Origin of the sequence: Rhodoluna sp. (assembly GCF_044239955.1) — a bacterium.
In the GTDB taxonomy this organism is placed as follows: domain Bacteria; phylum Actinomycetota; class Actinomycetes; order Actinomycetales; family Microbacteriaceae; genus Rhodoluna.
In genome coordinates this window covers 137,898-156,297 of record NZ_JBIIAL010000001.1, presented here as the reverse complement: position 1 = coordinate 156,297, position 18,400 = coordinate 137,898, and the positions used below count along the sequence as shown (strand labels likewise).

General features: G+C 49.9%; 18 protein-coding genes. All 18 read left to right on the top strand.

Annotated features, from left to right (window positions below; all coding sequences use genetic code 11):
• Positions 1-3: 3 nt before the first annotated feature.
• The 18 genes from alaS (at position 4) to gmk (ending at position 18,399) form a co-directional block, all read left to right on the top strand.
• On the top strand, positions 4-2,661 hold the full coding sequence (gene alaS / locus AC9UFE_RS00750; protein ID WP_509544730.1) for an alanine--tRNA ligase: 2,658 nt from the start codon (positions 4-6) through the stop codon (positions 2,659-2,661).
• Entirely contained in the window at positions 2,662-3,132 is a 471-nt protein-coding gene (gene ruvX / locus AC9UFE_RS00745) for a Holliday junction resolvase RuvX (protein WP_509544727.1), read from the top strand.
• 82 nt (positions 3,133-3,214) lie between these two features.
• Positions 3,215-4,189, top strand: coding sequence for an endolytic transglycosylase MltG (mltG, locus tag AC9UFE_RS00740; protein ID WP_509544724.1), 975 nt, complete (start codon positions 3,215-3,217; stop codon positions 4,187-4,189).
• Positions 4,179-5,009, top strand: a complete 831-nt coding sequence (locus AC9UFE_RS00735) for a shikimate dehydrogenase (RefSeq protein WP_509544721.1) — start codon at positions 4,179-4,181, stop codon at positions 5,007-5,009. The genes mltG and AC9UFE_RS00735 overlap by 11 nt, the downstream gene beginning before the upstream one ends.
• 24 nt (positions 5,010-5,033) lie before the next feature.
• The gene (gene aroC, locus AC9UFE_RS00730) at positions 5,034-6,227 is read left to right on the top strand and encodes a chorismate synthase (protein WP_509544718.1); all 1,194 of its coding nucleotides are present in this window, start codon (positions 5,034-5,036) and stop codon (positions 6,225-6,227) included.
• Positions 6,227-6,721, top strand: coding sequence for a shikimate kinase (locus tag AC9UFE_RS00725; RefSeq protein WP_509544714.1), 495 nt, complete (start codon positions 6,227-6,229; stop codon positions 6,719-6,721). Before aroC ends, AC9UFE_RS00725 begins: the two co-directional genes overlap by 1 nt.
• The gene (gene aroB / locus AC9UFE_RS00720) at positions 6,718-7,794 is read left to right on the top strand and encodes a 3-dehydroquinate synthase (RefSeq protein WP_509544709.1); all 1,077 of its coding nucleotides are present in this window, start codon (positions 6,718-6,720) and stop codon (positions 7,792-7,794) included. Before AC9UFE_RS00725 ends, aroB begins: the two co-directional genes overlap by 4 nt.
• Before the next feature lie 9 nt (positions 7,795-7,803).
• The gene (locus tag AC9UFE_RS00715) at positions 7,804-8,238 is read left to right on the top strand and encodes a type II 3-dehydroquinate dehydratase (RefSeq protein ID WP_509544706.1); all 435 of its coding nucleotides are present in this window, start codon (positions 7,804-7,806) and stop codon (positions 8,236-8,238) included.
• 53 nt (positions 8,239-8,291) lie between these two features.
• Positions 8,292-8,855, top strand: a complete 564-nt coding sequence (efp, locus tag AC9UFE_RS00710) for an elongation factor P (RefSeq protein WP_509526324.1) — start codon at positions 8,292-8,294, stop codon at positions 8,853-8,855.
• 3 nt (positions 8,856-8,858) lie between these two features.
• Positions 8,859-9,278, top strand: coding sequence for a transcription antitermination factor NusB (nusB, locus tag AC9UFE_RS00705; protein WP_509544703.1), 420 nt, complete (start codon positions 8,859-8,861; stop codon positions 9,276-9,278).
• A 64-nt stretch (positions 9,279-9,342) separates the two neighbouring features.
• Entirely contained in the window at positions 9,343-9,873 is a 531-nt protein-coding gene (gene pyrR / locus AC9UFE_RS00700; RefSeq protein ID WP_509544701.1) for a bifunctional pyr operon transcriptional regulator/uracil phosphoribosyltransferase PyrR, read from the top strand.
• Positions 9,870-10,820 carry an aspartate carbamoyltransferase catalytic subunit gene (locus AC9UFE_RS00695; protein ID WP_509544698.1) on the top strand — a complete coding sequence of 317 codons (951 nt, stop codon included), beginning with the start codon at positions 9,870-9,872 and terminating at the stop codon, positions 10,818-10,820. Before pyrR ends, AC9UFE_RS00695 begins: the two co-directional genes overlap by 4 nt.
• Positions 10,817-12,109, top strand: coding sequence for a dihydroorotase (locus AC9UFE_RS00690; protein ID WP_509544695.1), 1,293 nt, complete (start codon positions 10,817-10,819; stop codon positions 12,107-12,109). The genes AC9UFE_RS00695 and AC9UFE_RS00690 overlap by 4 nt, the downstream gene beginning before the upstream one ends.
• Entirely contained in the window at positions 12,102-12,590 is a 489-nt protein-coding gene (locus AC9UFE_RS00685; RefSeq protein WP_509544693.1) for a PH-like domain-containing protein, read from the top strand. Before AC9UFE_RS00690 ends, AC9UFE_RS00685 begins: the two co-directional genes overlap by 8 nt.
• Complete coding sequence (gene carA, locus AC9UFE_RS00680; protein WP_509544690.1) at positions 12,587-13,726, top strand: glutamine-hydrolyzing carbamoyl-phosphate synthase small subunit; 1,140 nt, start codon at positions 12,587-12,589, stop codon at positions 13,724-13,726. The genes AC9UFE_RS00685 and carA overlap by 4 nt, the downstream gene beginning before the upstream one ends.
• Entirely contained in the window at positions 13,726-17,025 is a 3,300-nt protein-coding gene (carB, locus tag AC9UFE_RS00675) for a carbamoyl-phosphate synthase large subunit (RefSeq protein ID WP_509544687.1), read from the top strand. The genes carA and carB overlap by 1 nt, the downstream gene beginning before the upstream one ends.
• Positions 17,015-17,848, top strand: coding sequence for an orotidine-5'-phosphate decarboxylase (gene pyrF / locus AC9UFE_RS00670; RefSeq protein WP_509544683.1), 834 nt, complete (start codon positions 17,015-17,017; stop codon positions 17,846-17,848). The genes carB and pyrF overlap by 11 nt, the downstream gene beginning before the upstream one ends.
• Positions 17,845-18,399, top strand: a complete 555-nt coding sequence (gmk, locus tag AC9UFE_RS00665) for a guanylate kinase (protein WP_509544680.1) — start codon at positions 17,845-17,847, stop codon at positions 18,397-18,399. Before pyrF ends, gmk begins: the two co-directional genes overlap by 4 nt.
• Position 18,400: the final 1 nt, after the last annotated feature.

Genomic DNA, 18,400 nt, shown 5'->3' with positions numbered 1-18,400 from the left:
ATCTTGCTTACGGCCGAGATACGTCGCCGCTGGCTCGATTACTTCGCCAGTAAAGATCATGAGATTGTGCCATCTGCATCCTTGATTTCTGAAGATCCGACCCTAATGTTCACCGTTGCTGGAATGGTGCCATTCATTCCCTACATGACCGGATTGGTTCCCGCTCCATACAAGCGTGCAACAAGCGTTCAGAAGTGTGTTCGAACTCTAGACATCGATGAAGTTGGTAAGACAACCAGGCACGGAACATTTTTCCAGATGAATGGAAACTTTTCCTTTGGTGATTACTTCAAGCGCGAAGCTATCTCCTACGCCTGGGAGTTTCTAACGTCCCCCCAGTCCAAGGGTGGCTTGGGCTTTGAACCAGAGAAGCTCTGGGTAACTGTTTACAAAGATGATGATGAGTCCATTAAGTTATGGCGCGAGGAAGCTGACATTCCTTTGGAGCGTATTCAAAAACGTGGAATGAAGGATAACTACTGGTCGACCGGTCAGCCTGGACCAGCCGGACCATGTTCTGAGATCTATTTTGATCGTGGACCTGAGTATGGCGTGGATGGCGGACCAGAAGCGGACGAAAACCGCTTCATCGAAATCTGGAATCTAGTTTTTATGCAGTATCAGCGCGGTCAGGGTGATGGCAAAGATGGTTTTGAGATTCTGGGTGAGCTGCCTTCTAAGAATATCGACACAGGAATGGGGCTCGAGCGCGTTGCCTTCATAATGCAAGGCGTTGACAACTTATACGAAATTGACGAAGTAAAACCCGTCCTAGATCTAGCGGCGAAGCTTTCGGGAAAAACCTATGGTGCTAAAGAGTCAGACGATGTTCGCCTCAGGGTAGTCGCAGACCACGTTCGTTCCGCTTTGATGCTAATTGGGGATGGCGTAGTACCAGCAAACGATGCCCGCGGCTACGTGGTTCGGAGACTGCTTCGAAGAGTTGTTCGCGCAATGCGTCTACTGGGCGTTGAAAAGCCAGTTTTTGCAGAGCTGTTTACTCGTTCTAAAGACTCCATGAAAGCTAGCTACCCAGAGTTAGACACCGACTTTGCTCGTATTCTTCGAATCGCTGTTGCCGAAGAGGAGGCTTTCCTTCGAACCCTAAACGCTGGTCTTTTGGTTTTGGATGAGGAAATTGCAAAGGCCAAGAAATCCGGCAAGAGTAGTCTCAGCGGCGAAAGCTCCTTTCTTTTGCACGACACTTACGGTTTCCCAGTTGATCTAACTTTCGAAATAGCCCAAGAGCAAGGCCTATCACTTGACCGGGAAGAATTTAATGTTCTTATGAACGTTCAGCGTCAGCGCGCTAAGGATGATGCGAAGATGAAGCGTTCTGGGAACGCCGATCTTTCTGTGTACGGTGAGTTCCGTGCCCTTGGGTCTACCAAGTTCACCGGCTACGAAGAATTAGTGACAAGCGCAAAAGTTGTGGGTCTTATTCGCGACGGAGCGGTAGTGTCAAGCATCAAACAAGGCGATGTTGCCGAAGTGATTCTTGACGAGACATCTTTCTATGCTGAATCTGGCGGTCAAGATAGCGATTCAGGTTTCATTTTCGCTGAAGGGCTATCTCTCGAGGTCTTAGATGTTCAAAAACCAGTGAAGGGTCTTGTTTCTCACAGCGTTACGGTGCGTAGCGGAGAAGTGGGTGTTGGTGCAAGAGTTTCGGCAGAGGTTTCGGCAGACTGGAGACTGGGAGCTGCTCAAGCGCACTCCGCAACTCACGTAATGCATGCCGCGTTGCGTCAGGTGCTTGGTCCAAGTGCACTTCAGTCCGGTTCTTACAACAAGCCAGGTTACATGCGACTCGATTTTTCCTGGAATGAATCTCTGAGCCAATCAGTAAAGACTGAAATTGAAGAGGTTGCTAATTTGGCTATCCGCCAAGATCTTGCGGTGTCTGCTGACTACATGAGCGTTGATCAGGCTAAGGCAAGCGGTGCGATTGCATTGTTTGGGGAAAGCTATGAAGAGCTTGTAAGAGTAATTCAAATTGGCGGGCCTTGGTCGAGAGAGCTTTGCGGTGGTACTCACGTGTCTCGATCGTCCCAAGTGGGACTGGTTTCAATTCTTGGTGAGGCATCGGTTGGCTCTGGTTCTCGTCGTCTTGAAGCACTTGTGGGGTTTGAGGCATTTCAAGCTCTTTCCGCGGAGGCCCTTATTGTTGCTCAGTTGTATGAGTCCCTAAAAGTCCCGAAGCAGGATATTGCAGCGAAGGTTGCGCAAACAATTGAGCAGCTCAAGCAGGCTGAGAAGAAGCTCGCTGCCATTACCCTCGAGGGTTTGCGCTCTCAGGTTCCAGTCATTATCAAATCCGTCAAAGCGGTTGGAAAAACTGACTTTTTACATTTCCCGATTACGGGGGATGTTGCCGTTGATCAAGTGCGCGACATGGCAACCACTCTTTCTCAGGCCCTGGAGGGCAAAGCTTCTGTTGTTGCGGTGACCGCAACAATTGAAAAAAAGGTTGTATTAATCGTTGCTACCTCATCCAAGGCGAGGGAGCTTGGTATCTCCAGCGGTGAACTTGTGAAGCTCGCCTCGGGGATTCTTGGTGGCGGTGGCGGAGGCAAGGACAACGTCGCACAAGGTGGCGGTCCATCAACTTCAAAGCTAAGTGAAGCGATTATCGCTATAGAGAAGGAGTTGAACTCCTAGATGCGTATTGGCCGGAGATTGGCAGTTGACGTGGGGCGGGTTCGGCTAGGAATAGCGCTGTGTGACCAAGAAGGTATTTTGGCATCGCCATTGGATGCGGTAACTAGATCTGCCGAGTTGTCGGAAACCATTTCATCACTTGCAAACCTGTTAGAAACCCATGGTGTTATTGAAGTTTATGTCGGTGACCCACTTTCTCTAAGTGGTAAAGAGACTGATTCCACAAGTGACGCAAGATCCGTTGCCGCTGAACTCTCACAATCCATTTCTATTCCAGTCCGCCTGATAGATGAGAGATTGACTACTGTTACTGCTGCAACAAAACTCCGGGCTTCAGGAATTAGCGCGAAAGACAGCAAGTCGATCATCGACAGCGCTAGCGCTGTCGAGATTCTTGAGAGCGCTCTAAGAATCGAAAAGCGTTCAGGTGTGGCTCCTGGAGTGTTAGTTGGTGATTCTGTTGGGGCGTAGATCATTGTCTCGAGGAGGTTCAAGGGGTTCAAAACTACTTATAGGCATTGTTGTTTTATCACTATTAGGCGGGATCGCTGTAGTGGCAAACTTCGATTGGATACGAGGTCAGTACCAAAAGCTAACCGCTTTGGATTATGAAGGTCCCGGCGTGGGCGAAGTCGTGGTGCGGATAGAGTCTGGTGAAGATGGTCTCATTGTTGCGAACAAGCTTTTTGAAGCTGGCGTAGTAAGAGATGTTGATTCTTTTTACCGTCTGCTTCTTGAGCGCAATCCAATCTTCTACCCAGGAAGTTTCACCCTGAAGCTTCAAATGAGTAATGAAGCGGCGCTTGCTGCAGTTACAAACCAGGCCAACATTCTCAGTTATCAGGTCACAATTCCTGAAGGCTATCGAGTGATTCAAATCTTTGAGGAAGTATCTAGAATCACCAGCATCCCAATTGAAGACCTGTGGTCAGCTGCCGAAGATTTGTCGGCTTATGGGATACCCGAGGAAGCGCCAACTATTGAGGGTTACATGTTCCCTGACACATACAGTTTTGATCTCGAAGTAACCGCTGAAGAAGTGATCTCGATAATGGTCACTCGTATGGAGAAGGCCCTTACAGATGCTGGCGTTGCCAAGGAGGATTGGCACCAAGTGCTAACTCTTGCATCAATAACTCAGCGTGAGGCAATGCAGGAGCCAGACTTTTATAAAGTGGCCAGGGTATTTGCCAACCGGGTTGCAATTGACATGCCATTGGAAACTGATCCGACTATTACCTATAGCTATGACGGGACTGACATGTCTAAAGCTTCAAGGCAGGAGCAGATCGACTATGGCTACAACACCTATCTCGTCGGAGGCTTACCTCCAGGTCCAATTAGCTCTCCTGGCGAACTCGCGATTGACGCGACCTTGAATCCGGTCGCCGGAGATTGGTTGTTCTTCGTAACCATCAACCTTGCAACCGGTGAGACCAAGTTCTCTAGAACCATAGCTGAGCACGAATCTTGGATTCCATTCCTTAGGCAATGGGAAAGAGAAAATCCGGACTGGTATGACGACTAATTTCTGTGTCGTTGGTTCTCCAATTCAACACAGCCTCTCGCCTGTAATACATCGAGCTGCTTACTCTCTACTGGGACTGAACTTTAGCTACGACAAGCTCGAGGTTCCAAGTGGTGAGCTCGGGAAAGTTTTGGAGGACGAGTCAATCTCAGGGCTTAGTGTGACTATGCCTTTGAAGTACGAAGCTTTCGAGCTAGCTAAGCGATGTACTTCTGAGGCCACCAAGACCGGAGTGGTTAATACCCTTGTGAGGTCTTCCGATGGATGGATTGGTCATAACACTGATGTCCATGGATTCGAAAAGGTTTTGCAGTTGATTCCAGCGGCTCAATCCATAACCATACTCGGCTCTGGTGCCACAGCAAGGTCTGCAGCTCTAGCAATATCACGAGCTTTTCCTAAAGCGAGACTCTTTGTTGTAGGCAGAACCTTGCAATCGGTGACCGACTATGTTGAGAATATTGCTGGCTTTGGAGTCGAGGCTTCAGTAGCCCCTGCCGACCCATCTTCTGTTGTTGACGTTGATCTGGTTATCTCCACTGTCCCAAGCAACGCCTTCGCTGAACTGTGGGAGTCGGTTGGCTCAACTGCTCAAACTAATCGAGGGTTCTTGTTTGACGTAGCCTACGACCCCTGGCCATCTCCGGCATCAAAAGCCTGGGGAGACAACAGCATTGCTGGTCTCGAGTTGCTTATTTGGCAAGCTATTGAGCAAGTGAAGTTGTTTGCAGAATCCAATGGCGAGGCTGTTGAGATGCATGATCAAGAGCTATACCTGGCCATGAAAGCAGCTGCTGCTGAACAAACTGGGTTCAATTAGGCCAATTGTGAGAGAATCAAAACTATGTTGCGCTGGTTAACCGCTGGAGAATCGCATGGGCCTGAGCTCGTTGCGATCGTTGAGGGTATGCCCGCAGGGATTGAAATAACCACTAGCGATGTCCAGGACGCACTTGCCAGGAGAAGACTTGGCTACGGCCGCGGCGCGCGCATGAAATTTGAAGAAGATCAAGTTCAACTTAGTGGCGGCGTGAGGCACGGTCTATCTCAAGGCGGACCAATCGCTATAACTATCCAAAACACCGAGTGGCCTAAGTGGGAAAAGGTGATGTCAGCAGACCCCGTAAGTCAAGAAGACTTATCAGGAGCCCGCGCCGAGCCACTGACTAGACCTCGACCTGGACATGCGGACTTCACAGGCATGCAAAAGTACGGCTTCCTAGATTCCCGCCCAGTGTTAGAGAGAGCGTCTGCCAGAGAAACCGCCGCAAGAGTTGCACTAGGTGAGGTTGCCTCAAGGTTTCTTTCCCAACTGGGAATCAATTTAGTCACCCACACTGTTGCCATTGGCACCGTCAAGTCCGAAGGTGATCAACTTCCAACCCCTGGCGATGTAGCTTCGCTTGACGAGAATCCTGTGCGTTGCTTCAGCGAAAAAGTTTCTGAGGCGATGGTTTCAGAAATTGAGGACTGTCAGAAAAGTGGCGACACACTCGGGGGAGTAGTGGAGACGCTCGTATATGGCCTGCCACCAGGATTGGGAAGCTACGTCCACTGGGACCGGAAGCTAGACTCGCAGCTTGCCGGTGCGCTAATGGGCATACAGGCGATCAAGGGTGTCGAGATCGGCGACGGTTTTGCTACCGCGGCCAGACGCGGTTCCGCTGCCCACGATGAAATTGTTAGAGATGACGGCGGCCTTGTTAAAAGAGCAACGGGGAGAGCCGGAGGGATCGAAGGCGGAATGTCTACCGGCGAAGTGCTTCGTGTGCGCGCGGCAATGAAACCCATCTCAACTGTTCCAAAAGCTCTGGCCACCATCGATGTACAAACCGGTGAGGCTAGCAAGGCTCACCATCAGCGCTCTGACGTGTGCGCCGTACCTGCAGCGGGAATAGTAGCTGAGGCCATGGTTGCCCTTGTTGTCGCAAATGCCGTCTTGGAAAAATTCGGCGGGGACTCTATGGCTGAGACAAAGCGGAACCTGGTTTCGTATCTTGAATCCATTCCTGATGTCTTGAAGTCCTCTGGTAGCTGATGAAGCAACCATTGGTTTTGGTTGGACCCATGGGCGTGGGTAAGACAACCGTTGGGAAGAAGCTTGCTAAGGACCTGAACACTGCCTTTATCGATACTGACAAGATCATTGCGTCTAAACACGGTGCGATATCCGCAGTCTTCGAGCGACTCGGAGAACCTGGCTTTAGAGAGATCGAGAGCGCCGTGTTGGCTCAGTGTCTAGAAGCACAGGGAGTGGTAGCAACCGGTGGCGGTGTTGTAACGACCGAGTCAAACCGGAAACTTCTTAAGTCTCATAGCGTTATTTACCTGTCAACCGACGGCAAGCACATAGCTTCCAGAATTAGCACAAGGAATCGCCCTCTTCTTAGCGGTGGCACAGAAAGTTGGAGCAGTATCTACGAATCAAGAAAACCGCTATACCTGGAGGTCGCAACCCACGAGGTTGACACTAGTGGCAAATCGCTATCTGCCATCGTTTCGGAGATTTCAAAACTTGTGGGGCAAAAGTGACTGAGCTGAAAACTGTAACTGTTGGGGGAGTCACCCCATACGAAGTTGTAATTGGCAGGAACTTACTAGATCAAGTTCCCTCGATGCTTATGGGTGCAACGAAAGTGATGATTGTTCATCCAGTTGGACTATCTGTAAGCGCCGAGGCGCTAAGGGATTCTCTTATTGATGCCGGGTTCGAAGTCGTTCTAGCTGGCGTTCCCGATAGTGAGGACGCTAAGCGAATCGAAGTGGCAGCTTTCTGTTGGGGAATTCTTGGAAAATCTGAGTTCTCCAGAACAGACATGATTATTGGGTTTGGGGGCGGTGCCATCACCGACCTTGCTGGTTTTGTGGCAGCAACTTGGCTAAGAGGCGTTGGAATTATTCAGATTCCTACTACTGTATTGGCGATGGTTGATGCAGCAATTGGAGGCAAGACCGGAGTAAACACTGCCGAAGGTAAGAACTTGGTTGGAGTTTTCCATTCACCAAAGGGTGTTTTGGTAGACCTAGAGACCTTAGCTACTTTGGCGCGTAACGAGCTGGTTGCGGGATTTGCAGAGATCATCAAGTGCGGTTTCATTAGTGATACCCAGATACTTGATCTGGTTGAAAACAACATTCAGGACGCGACTGATTCGTCCTCAGAGTTATTTCTCGAACTGGTAATCCGCGCAATAAAGGTCAAGGCGCTTGTTGTCGCAGAAGATTTCCGTGAGCAGGGGTTACGTGAGACGCTGAACTACGGACATACCCTTGGTCACGCCATCGAATTGGCGGAGCGCTACAAATGGCGCCACGGAGCGGCGGTTTCAATTGGAATGGTCTTCGCTGCGGAGCTAGCTCGCCTTAATGGCCGCTTATCCATGGCGGAGGTTCAAAGACATCGAGAAATCCTCGTGGGCCTTGGCCTTCCGGTGTCCTACCCAGCGGATAAGTGGCCTCAGCTTCTTGCCAACATGCGTATCGACAAGAAGGCGAGATCTGGCAATTTGCGGTTCATAGTTCTAGACGAAATCGGGAGACCAAGAATTATGCACGCGCCCACGGATGAAATTTTGTTCACAGCCTTTCAAGAAATTGCTGAGTAGGCTAGACCCATGAAATCCATCGTGGTACTGAACGGCCCAAACCTGCAACGCCTTGGCTCAAGAGAACCTGACATTTACGGAACTTTGGATTACGACAGCCTTGTAAAGATTTTGGAAAAGCACGCGTCTGAACTTGGCGTATCCTTGACCGTCAAACAGTCAGACAGCGAGAGTGAGCTGATTTCGTGGCTTCACGAGGCTACCGACGATGGCGCTGACATAATTTTCAACCCTGCCGCTTTCACTCACTATTCTTACGCCATTGCTGACGCTTGCAAGATTCACACCGAATCTGGAGCCAAACTAATCGAGGTTCACATTTCCAATCCACACGCTAGAGAAGAGTTTCGAAGGACCAGCGTTGTTTCGCCAGCGGCGACGGGAGTCATTGCCGGTTTTGGGTTTGATTCCTATCTGTTAGCGCTTAGACAGCTAACTTCCTAAACGCTAGACTCCATAGGTAACCCAACAAAAAAAAGGATTGAGCGAGCACGACCATGGCAACATCAAATGATCTAAAGAACGGCCTAGTTCTAAACATTGACGGACAGCTTTGGACCGTTATCGAGTTCCAGCACGTAAAGCCCGGAAAGGGCCCCGCATTCGTTCGCTCGAAGCTCAAGAACGTTCTGACCGGCAAGGTTGTTGAAAGAACTTTTAACGCTGGTGTAAAGGTTGAGACGGCAAATGTTGATAAGCGTGAGATGAACTATCTCTATAACGATGGCTCGGGCTACGTGTTTATGGACAATCAGAATTACGAACAGATGAGCCTGACAAATGAAATCGTTGGTGAGGCCAAGGACTACTTGCTCGAGAATCAAGGCGCTATTGTCGCTGTTTATGAGGGTAACCCCATCTATGTTGAACTTCCTGCATCTGTGGTGCTAGAGATAACTTTCACTGAGCCTGGGTTGCAGGGTGACCGCTCGAGTGGTGGAACAAAACCTGCAACGGTTGAAACGGGCTTGCAGATTCAAGTGCCGCTCTTTATCGAGCAGAACACCAAGGTAAGAGTTGACACCCGGACCGGCGAGTACCTCGGTCGAGTTACCGATTAGCAATTGAGCTCGCGGACAAAATCTCGCAAAATGGCCCTAGATGCCGTTTTCGCAGCCGATCTTAGAAAAATTAATCCTGAGATTCTTCTTGATGTCTCTGCTGGAGAGCAGCTTGATCGCCAGAATCAGGAGGAGATCGTTGGCTACGCGAGGCAAATTGTCGAGGGAGTGACAGCGAATTTCGCTGAGATTGACGATCGAATTGAGGCCTTCTCTCACAAGTGGTCTGTGGAGCGGATGCCCGCAGTTGACAGGGCCATTCTGCGGGTTGCCTGCTGGGAAATCCTGTTCAATGAAAAAGTCCCTGACGGTGTCGCAATCTCTGAGGCGGTTCAATTAGCTGCTGAGCTATCGACAGAGGATTCCAGCACTTTCGTGAATGGGCTCTTAGGCGCAATTGCTAGCACAAAATCTGCAAGATGATGTAATGTAACTGTTGTAAACATCCTTTAAAGATCGTCCTGTGAGGCGAAGAAGGAGGTAGGCGTTGTCAAAGCGCACTGTCTTAAGTTCGGACGATATTCGTCGGGCTATAACTCGTATCTCACACGAGATTCTTGAGCAAAATCGCGGTGTAGAAAACTTACTGTTGCTGGGTATTCCTACCAGAGGTGTACAGCTAGCTAATCGAATAGCCGAGGTTATCAAGGAACACTCGTCCTCCGACGTATCGGTCGGATCTCTTGATGTCACGATGTACCGAGATGATCTATCAGATCAGCCAACAAGAGTAGTAGGAACCACCAACATCCCTACCTCTGGTGTTTCCGGCAAAGCCGTTGTCCTGGTAGACGATGTTCTATTCAGCGGGCGAACCATTCGCTCGGCTCTCGATGCTCTGAATGATCATGGGCGTCCGGCTGCTGTTCGTCTTGCCGTTCTAGTAGATAGAGGACACCGTCAATTACCAATAAGAGCTGACTACGTCGGCAAGAACCTCCCAACAGCCTTGACCGAAAGAATCTCGGTAAAGCTGCAAGAGGTAGACGGTAGCGACGAAGTGGTGATTGAGGATTGAAGAACTTGCTATCAGCCGCTGATCTGAAAAGGCCACAGATAATTCAGATTCTGGATCTCGCGCACGAAATGTCAGACGTAAATGAGCGAGACATTAAGAAGTTGCCAACCCTTAGAGGTAAGACCGTTGTAAACCTGTTCTTCGAAGACTCAACTCGTACCAGGATTTCTTTTGAACTAGCCGCAAAGCGCCTGTCTGCCGACGTGATCAATTTTGCCGCAAAGGGATCTTCGGTTTCCAAGGGGGAATCTTTGAAGGACACGGCGCAGACACTGGAGGCAATGGGCGCAGACGCTATTGTTTTGCGACATGGTGCCAGCGGGTCAGCCCATCGATTAGCGCATTCGGGGTGGGTTCAATCGGCTGTGATTAATGCCGGCGATGGTTCGCACGAACATCCGACACAGGCCCTATTAGATGCCATGACTATAAGGCAAGCGCTAGTGAGCGAGCCAATTGGAAATGATCTTTCTGGAAAGAGAGTTCTTATCGTTGGCGACATTTCACACTCAAGGGTCGCGCGTTCGAATTTGATACTTCTTACAGCCCTTGGCGCCACAGTAGCAACCTGTGGTCCAGCCACCTTGGTGCCTAGATCGTTAGAGCCAAGCGGCGGAATTTACTACTCCCTTGATAGGGCCATTGACGAATTTGCGCCTGATGCAGTGATAATGCTGCGAATCCAATCTGAGCGCATGGAAGCATCTTTTTTTCCTACCGAGCGAGAGTACTCAAGGATTTGGGGAATGAATTCGGTAAGGCTTTCAAGGCTCGGCGATGCCTCGGTTGTTTTGCATCCAGGGCCCATGAATCGTGGGCTTGAGATAGATGCCGCAAGTGCTGACAGTTCAAAATCTAGAATCCTCGATCAGGTTGAAAACGGGGTTGCAGTTCGTATGGCAGTTCTATTTCATTTACTGGCTGGCGAGAAGGGCGAGACGCGATGAACTTCATTTTACAAAATGCTTTAGACACCAGCGGAAATCCAGTTGACGTTGTAGTCGAGAGTGGTCGGATAGCGAGTTCAAAAACTAATGGTATTAATCACGAGATAGTGGATTGCTCTGGGCTCCACGTTTTGCCAGGTTTTGTTGATCTGCACACTCATCTTCGCGAACCTGGATTTGAAAATAGCGAAACTATTAGATCTGGTTCAATGGCGGCTGCTGCCGGCGGTTACACCGCAGTTCATGCAATGGCAAATACCTTTCCAGTAGCTGACACCGCCGGCGTTGTTGAACAAGTGTTTCGCATCGGTAGGGAAGTCGGTTTAGTCCATGTTCAACCAATAGGGGCCGTTACTGTTGGTCTTGCCGGTGAACAGCTTGCTGAGCTTGGGGCGATGCATGATTCTGCTGCCAATGTAAGAATCTTTAGTGACGACGGTAACTGTGTGCATGACCCACTGCTGATGCGCAGAGCGCTGGAGTATGTGAAAGGTTTTGGTGGCATAGTTGCTCAGCACGCTCAAGACCCTAGGCTTACAAAAAACGCTCAGATGAACGAAGGGAGTCTTTCTTCGCGTCTGGGCTTAGCCGGATGGCCGGCATTGGCCGAGGAGTCGATTATCGCGCGAGACATCATGCTCACTGAACTTACCGAATCACGATTGCACGTATGCCACGTGTCCACCAGGGGATCGGTTGAACTTATTCGACAAGCTAAGGCCAAGGGCATTCAGGTAACTGCTGAGGTTACTGCTCACCATTTGTTACTAACAGAGGATCTGGCTGAAAGTTACGATCCACTCTTCAAAGTGAACCCTCCTCTAAGAGAAGCTGATGATGTGATAGCCCTCCGCGAGGCGCTGGTCGATGGGACGATAGATGTTATCGCTACCGATCACGCACCGCATCCAAAAGAATCTAAAGACACCGACTGGGCAAGCGCTGCTTTTGGAATGATTGGGCTTGAGTTTGCTTATACCGTCGCTCAACAAGTTCTGATCGATTCAGGAGCGTCAAATCTTGAGCGTTTGGCACAGGTTATGTCCACTACTGCTGCAAGAATTGCCGGCCTCGAGGGTCAGGGTAGCTATTTACTTCCAGAAAGTCGCGCGAATCTCACTTTGGTTGATTTGGGGCAAGCTTGGGTGGGCGAAGCAGAAACCCATTCGAAAAGCGCAAATAACCCTTATCGGGGAATGGAATTCAAGGGGCGTGTAGTCCACACGATTTATGACGGAGAATTTACTTTGAGCAACAAAAAAATAAGGGAGAGTGAGGCCGATGTTTGAGCTTTATCAAGTTGGCCTAGCCTTCGTAGCTGCTCTTTTTGGTCTCATCGTTTGGGCGGGGGTGACTTGGAGGAACAGATCGAAAGCCCAAGGTCGCCAGCTGGCGACTCCGGATTTCACCGATTTCAGCGATGTTGGAAGTAGCGGTTTGTATGTCGCCACAACCTTTGCGGGCCGCCCACTAGAGCGTGTTTCCGCTCACGGTCTGGGCTTCGCCGGCAAAGCCAATGTGCACGTATCAGATAGCGAAGTTCAGGTTTTCCGAAGCGGTGAGCGAAGTTTCACGATCAGCTCCTCGGCTCTGGTGGATCTTTCCAGAACATCGGGAGTGATCGACAAAGTTGTCGAGAAGGATGGACTGTTGTCGCTTCGCTGGCAACTTGGGGATGCGGAGCTTGAATCGCATTTCAGGTTTGCAAGCTCTCAAGCAAGGGATGAAATTGCCCTGAAGGTCTCTCAGCTGATTGTTGGTGCTAAATGATTCCGGCATTGTTGGTACTAGAGGACGGGAAAGTTTTTCACGGTAGTTCATACGGGGCAGTTGGGCAAGCATTGGGAGAGATTGTTTTTGCCACCGGCATGACTGGATACCAGGAGACGCTAACCGATCCTTCGTATGCTGGTCAGATCGTTGTGCAAACAGCTCCGCACATTGGCAACACCGGTGTGAACAGCATGGATGAGGAATCCAACCGAATCTGGGTCTCCGGATACGTGGTGCGCGAACCTTCTAGGATCGTCTCGAATTATCGCTCAGAAAAATCCCTTGATGAGGAGCTTGAGAGCAACTTCATCGTCGGAATCAGCGGAATAGACACCAGAGCTCTAACTAGACACATTCGCTCACTTGGCGCTATGCGGGCAGGAATATTCTCGGGTCCAAGATCGGAGCAAAGCCTAGAGAGATTGCTTGAGATAGTTCGCGAGACCCCCGAAATGAAGGGTCTCTCGCTGAGCTCTGTAGTAACAACCCCGGATGCTTATGAAGTCCCACACATGGGTCAGTATGTTGGTCGAGTTACCATTCTCGATCTTGGAATCAAGCGCACAACAATTGCCCAAATGATCAACAGAGGTCTTGTGGTGTCCGTGTTGCCTGCGTCTTCCGATCTTGATCAAGTATTGGCAACTAGCCCCGATGCTGTTTTTTACTCGAATGGACCTGGAGACCCAAGCGCATCCGCAGGACAGGTAGCTCTCCTGCAAGAGATTCTTAGGCGCAGAATTCCATTCTTTGGAATCTGTTTTGGTAATCAATTACTTGGTCGGGCACTTGGTTTTGAAACCTATAAGCTCCCTTTTGGACATCGAGGTATCAACCAGCCAATTCTTGATAGAACAACGGGCAAGGTAGAAGTTTCCTCTCACAACCACGGGTTTGCGGTTTCAGTTCCCGGTGGTGAGAACGGTGAAATCGTTGACTCTCCGGCTGGTTTTGGCAAAGTGCGAGTTTCTCACGTCAATCTAAACGATGACTGCGTTGAGGGTCTCGAGTGTTTGGAGCTTAGCGCTTACTCAGTTCAGTTCCATCCGGAGGCGGCAGCGGGCCCACATGATTCACATCACCTGTTTGATCGCCTGGTTGAGACTATCTCTAGTCGGAAGGCGTTGAACTGATGCCAAAAAGAGATGATCTTAAAAGTGTTCTTGTAATTGGGAGCGGACCGATTGTTATTGGTCAGGCTTGTGAATTCGACTATTCCGGAACCCAGGCATGCCGTGTTCTTAGGGAAGAGGGAGTTCGCGTTATTCTCGTCAACTCCAATCCGGCAACCATCATGACTGATCCTGACTTTGCTGACGCCACTTATGTGGAGCCAATTACCCCGGAGGTTATTGAGGCAATCATCGCAAAAGAGCGACCAGACGCAATTCTTCCAACACTTGGAGGTCAGACAGCTCTAAACGCGGCGATGAAGCTTCATGAGATGGGCGTATTAGAGAAGTACTCGGTTGAACTAATCGGAGCGAACGTAGCTGCAATTCGTGCTGGTGAAGATCGAAGTGAGTTCAAGCAAATCGTTCTGGACTCCGGTGCTGATGTTGCCAAGTCGGTGATCGCTCATGACATTGATGAGGCTTTAGCAGGCGCGAATAGTTTGGGTTACCCGGTGGTTGTTCGCCCGTCATTTACGATGGGCGGCTTGGGTTCCGGTTTTGCCTATAACAAGGAAGATCTAGTCCGAATCGCAGGTGCTGGACTGCATGCCAGCCCAACAAGTGAAGTTTTGCTTGAGGAATCTATCCTCGGCTGGAAAGAGTACGAGCTTGAGCTGATGCGAGATAAGAACGACAACGCAGTTGTTGTTTGTTCGATCGAGAACGTTGATCCTGTTGGAGTACATACGGGAGATTCAATTACAGTGGCTCCCGCCCTCACTCTTACAGATCGGGAGTTTCAGAATCTGCGGGACATATCAATTCAGATCATCCGAGCGGTAGGCGTTGACACCGGGGGATGTAACATTCAGTTTGCGGTAAACCCACTAAATGGACGTGTCATTGTTATCGAAATGAATCCTCGGGTGTCGAGATCTTCCGCTCTCGCCTCTAAGGCGACAGGGTTTCCTATAGCGAAGATTGCGGCAAAGCTAGCACTCGGGTACACCCTTGATGAAATTCCAAACGACATTACCGGAGTGACACCCGCGAGTTTTGAGCCAACCCTTGATTATGTGGCAGTAAAGGTTCCAAGATTCGCCTTCGAGAAGTTCCCGGCAGCTGATTCCACCCTTACAACAACCATGAAATCCGTTGGTGAAGCCATGGCTATTGGAAGAACCTATAGTCAGGCCCTGCAGAAGGCTCTTCGCTCTCTAGAAAAGAGGGGTTCTTCTTTTCACTGGGGTCCTAACACCACGCCACTGAAAGATCTTGTGGAGATTATCAGAAGGCCAACAGATGGCCGCATTGTCGATGTTCAGCAGGCACTTTTGAAGGGTGCGTCTATTGATGAAGTGTTCGAGGCAACAAAGATTGACCCATGGTTTTTAGATCAGATTGTGCTGATAAATGAGGTTGCAGAACAGGTTAGGTCGGCCAAGGACTTGGACTTCGAGACAATCCGCAATGCGAAGATGCATGGCTTTAGTGATCAGCAGATAGCCCAACTTCGAAGATTGAGTGAGTTTGACGTAAGAAATATTAGGCATGAGCTTGGGCTTAGGCCAGTCTTCAAAACAGTTGACACCTGCGCGGGGGAGTTTCCGGCGCTCACCCCTTACCACTACTCAACCTATGAGCAGGAAACAGAAGTTGTCGCCAGCGACAGAAGAAAAGTCGTCATCCTAGGATCTGGTCCTAACAGGATTGGTCAGGGAGTCGAGTTTGACTACTCGTGCGTGCACGCTTGCTTCGCACTCTCTGAAGCAGGTTATGAAACTGTCATGATCAATTGCAATCCAGAAACTGTTTCGACTGATTACGACACTTCAGATCGCCTGTATTTTGAACCGATGACACTTGAAGACGTGCTGGAGGTTATTCACGCCGAGTCGGCATTCGGCGAGATCATCGGGGTTATTGTGCAGCTCGGAGGTCAAACTGCCCTTGGATTAGCTCAAGGGCTAAAAGACGCCGGGGTTCCTATTCTTGGCACCACGCCGGAATCTTTGGATTTGGCCGAGGACAGAGGTGCGTTTTCTAAAATCCTGGAACAGGCAGGACTGCTTAGTCCAGCCAATGGAACCGCAATAAACCTTGAAGAGGCAAAAGATGTAGCTCAACGGATTGGCTATCCAGTATTGGTTAGACCGTCCCACGTTCTCGGTGGTCGCGGCATGGAGATTGTCTACGAGCCTGAGGGCATGGTTGGTTACTTTGGCCGAATTGAGGGCCAGGCAATAGTTGGTATGGAGCACCCACTTCTGGTGGACCGGTTCCTCGATGACGCTATAGAGATAGACATTGACGCTCTCTATGACGGCGTTGAACTGTATGTCGGTGGAGTTATGGAGCACATCGAAGAAGCTGGAATTCATTCCGGTGACTCGAGTTGCACACTTCCTCCAATAACTCTTAGCGATTCGCAGATAAGACGCGTCAGGGACGCAACTGAATTGATTGCCAAGGGTGTGGGAGTTAGGGGCTTAATCAATGTTCAGTTCGGACTCGCAGCAGATGTTCTTTATGTTTTAGAAGCTAACCCCCGAGCGTCGCGAACTGTACCCTTTGTCTCCAAGGCTCTTGGCATAACCCTGGCGAAAGCTGCCTCTTTAGTCATGGTTGGAAAATCTATCCGTGAGCTAAAAGCGGAAGGACATCTTCCAGCTGTTGACGGAGTAGTCTCGTTGGCCGGAGATCCGATATCAGTAAAGGAAGCGGTGCTGCCATTCAAACGATTTGCAACGCCAGATGGAAAGTACGTCGACTCACTGCTAGGTCCAGAGATGCGATCCACTGGTGAGGTTATGGGTATCGACGTAGACTTCCCAACCGCATTTGCGAAGTCTCAGGCAGCAGCTGGAAGCGCTCTTCCAAAGTCTGGAAAAATCTTTGTTTCTGTTGCCGATCGCGATAAGCCACAGATGCTGTTGCCAATTAGAAGATTGGCTCAGTTAGGTTTCGAAATTCTTGCCACCGAGGGAACGGCGCAGATTCTTCAAAGACATGGTGTCTCGGCGACTTCTGTGCGCAAGCACAGTCAAGGTCCTTCCGAGACTCTGGGCCCAACGATTGTTGAATTGATAACAGCAGGGAAAGTTGACGTCGTCGTGAACACTCCAACTGGTGCAGCCGCCAGGCGCGATGGTTACGAGATCCGTGCAGCCACTACGGCTGCCGACAAGCCTATCTTCACGACAATCGCTCAACTGAGCTCCGCGATTGGTTCATTTGAATCTGTGATCGCAGGCCCCTTCTCAGTTAGATCTTTGCAGGAGTATGCACTAGATAGAAGGACTGCTCTTGGTAAATAGTTTCGGGGAACGTTTACTCAAGAAGTTCGAGCTCCGTGGTCAGCTTTGCGTGGGGGTAGATCCAAGTTCGGATCAGCTTTCCAAGTGGGGTCTTCCAGCAACCGCTTCAGGAGCAGAGCAGTTTTGCATGAAGATTATGGAGTGCTGTCACGACGAAATTGGAATTCTGAAACCGCAGATTGCGTTCTTTGAACAGTTTGGCTCTGAGGGTTTTGCGGTTTTAGAGCGAGTTCTTTCACGAGCTTCCGATGCCGGTTTCTTGGTCATTGCCGATGCGAAACGCGGTGACATAGGAAGCACTATGGATGGTTACGCTAGAGCATGGCTCGCAAGCGAAGGGCCATTTCCTGTGGATGCTGTAACTATTTCCCCGTATTTGGGTCCGAAATCCCTGGATGAAACGATCTCTTTTGCCTCGAGCAATTCAAAAGGAATCTTTATTCTTGCAGCGACATCTAACCCTGAGGCTAAGGCTTTGCAAGCTTCACTAGCTACTAATCATCAGAGCGTCGCAGGTCATGTTGCCTCATACGCAGCCGGCTTGAATAATGAACCTTTGGGTTCAGTCGGGTTGGTAATTGGTGCTCAGGCTAATCTTGTTGACATGGCAATTGATACAACGAAGCTTGGTCTTACACCCATACTCGCGCCGGGATTTGGATCTCAGGGCGCAAAGCTCTCGCAAGCAAGATCAATCTTCGGAGAACTTGCCGATGTTACGATTTTCAACGTCGCTAGGTCGGTTGCGGGGGATTCACCACTCGGGCTACTTGTGAGAATTCAAAGCGCGAAAGCCGAACTAGAGATCGGCCTCTCAGCATGAGCGCAAAACTAATTGTTCTTTCTGGTCCGTCGGCGGTGGGTAAAGGTACTTTGGCAAGCTTCATCATCGCGAATAATGAAGATTTTGAGTTATCGGTTTCGGCAACCACGAGAAGCGCACGGTCCGGGGAAGTGGCAGGAGAGTCATATTTGTTTGTCACCGATGAAGAGTTTTCGAGGCTAATCGAGTCCAGCGAGCTTCTGGAGTGGGCCACCGTTCACGGGAAGCACAGGTACGGAACTCCAAGGCTCCCGGTAGAGAATGCTCTAGCTAAGGGTAGGAATGTGGTTCTTGAGATAGACGTTCAAGGCGCATTGCAAGTCAAGAAAGCCTTCCCTACCGCGCTTTTAGTTTTTGTTAGCCCGCCTAGCTTTCAGGATTTGGAGTCGAGGATGAACAACAGAGGCACAGAAACCCCAGAAGATAAGCGCCAAAGGCTGGAAACAGCTCAATCTGAGCTATTAGAAGCTGAATTCTTTGATTTCCAGGTGATAAATGACGAGGTAGCCAGATGTGCGCAAGAAGTCGTAGACTTGGTTAAATCCAACTAAT

Excerpts from the sequence above, each read along its gene's own strand:
- ruvX (WP_509544727.1), top strand. The coding sequence starts at position 2,662 with ATGCGTATTGGCCGGAGATTGGCAGTTGACGTGGGGCGGGTTCGGCTA.
- AC9UFE_RS00735 (WP_509544721.1), top strand. The coding sequence starts at position 4,179 with ATGACGACTAATTTCTGTGTCGTTGGTTCTCCAATTCAACACAGCCTC.
- aroC (WP_509544718.1), top strand. The coding sequence starts at position 5,034 with ATGTTGCGCTGGTTAACCGCTGGAGAATCGCATGGGCCTGAGCTCGTT.
- AC9UFE_RS00725 (WP_509544714.1), top strand. The coding sequence starts at position 6,227 with ATGAAGCAACCATTGGTTTTGGTTGGACCCATGGGCGTGGGTAAGACA.
- AC9UFE_RS00715 (WP_509544706.1), top strand. The coding sequence starts at position 7,804 with ATGAAATCCATCGTGGTACTGAACGGCCCAAACCTGCAACGCCTTGGC.
- efp (WP_509526324.1), top strand. The coding sequence starts at position 8,292 with ATGGCAACATCAAATGATCTAAAGAACGGCCTAGTTCTAAACATTGAC.
- AC9UFE_RS00690 (WP_509544695.1), top strand. The coding sequence starts at position 10,817 with ATGAACTTCATTTTACAAAATGCTTTAGACACCAGCGGAAATCCAGTT.
- AC9UFE_RS00685 (WP_509544693.1), top strand. The coding sequence starts at position 12,102 with ATGTTTGAGCTTTATCAAGTTGGCCTAGCCTTCGTAGCTGCTCTTTTT.
- carA (WP_509544690.1), top strand. The coding sequence starts at position 12,587 with ATGATTCCGGCATTGTTGGTACTAGAGGACGGGAAAGTTTTTCACGGT.
- carB (WP_509544687.1), top strand. The coding sequence starts at position 13,726 with ATGCCAAAAAGAGATGATCTTAAAAGTGTTCTTGTAATTGGGAGCGGA.
- gmk (WP_509544680.1), top strand. The coding sequence starts at position 17,845 with ATGAGCGCAAAACTAATTGTTCTTTCTGGTCCGTCGGCGGTGGGTAAA.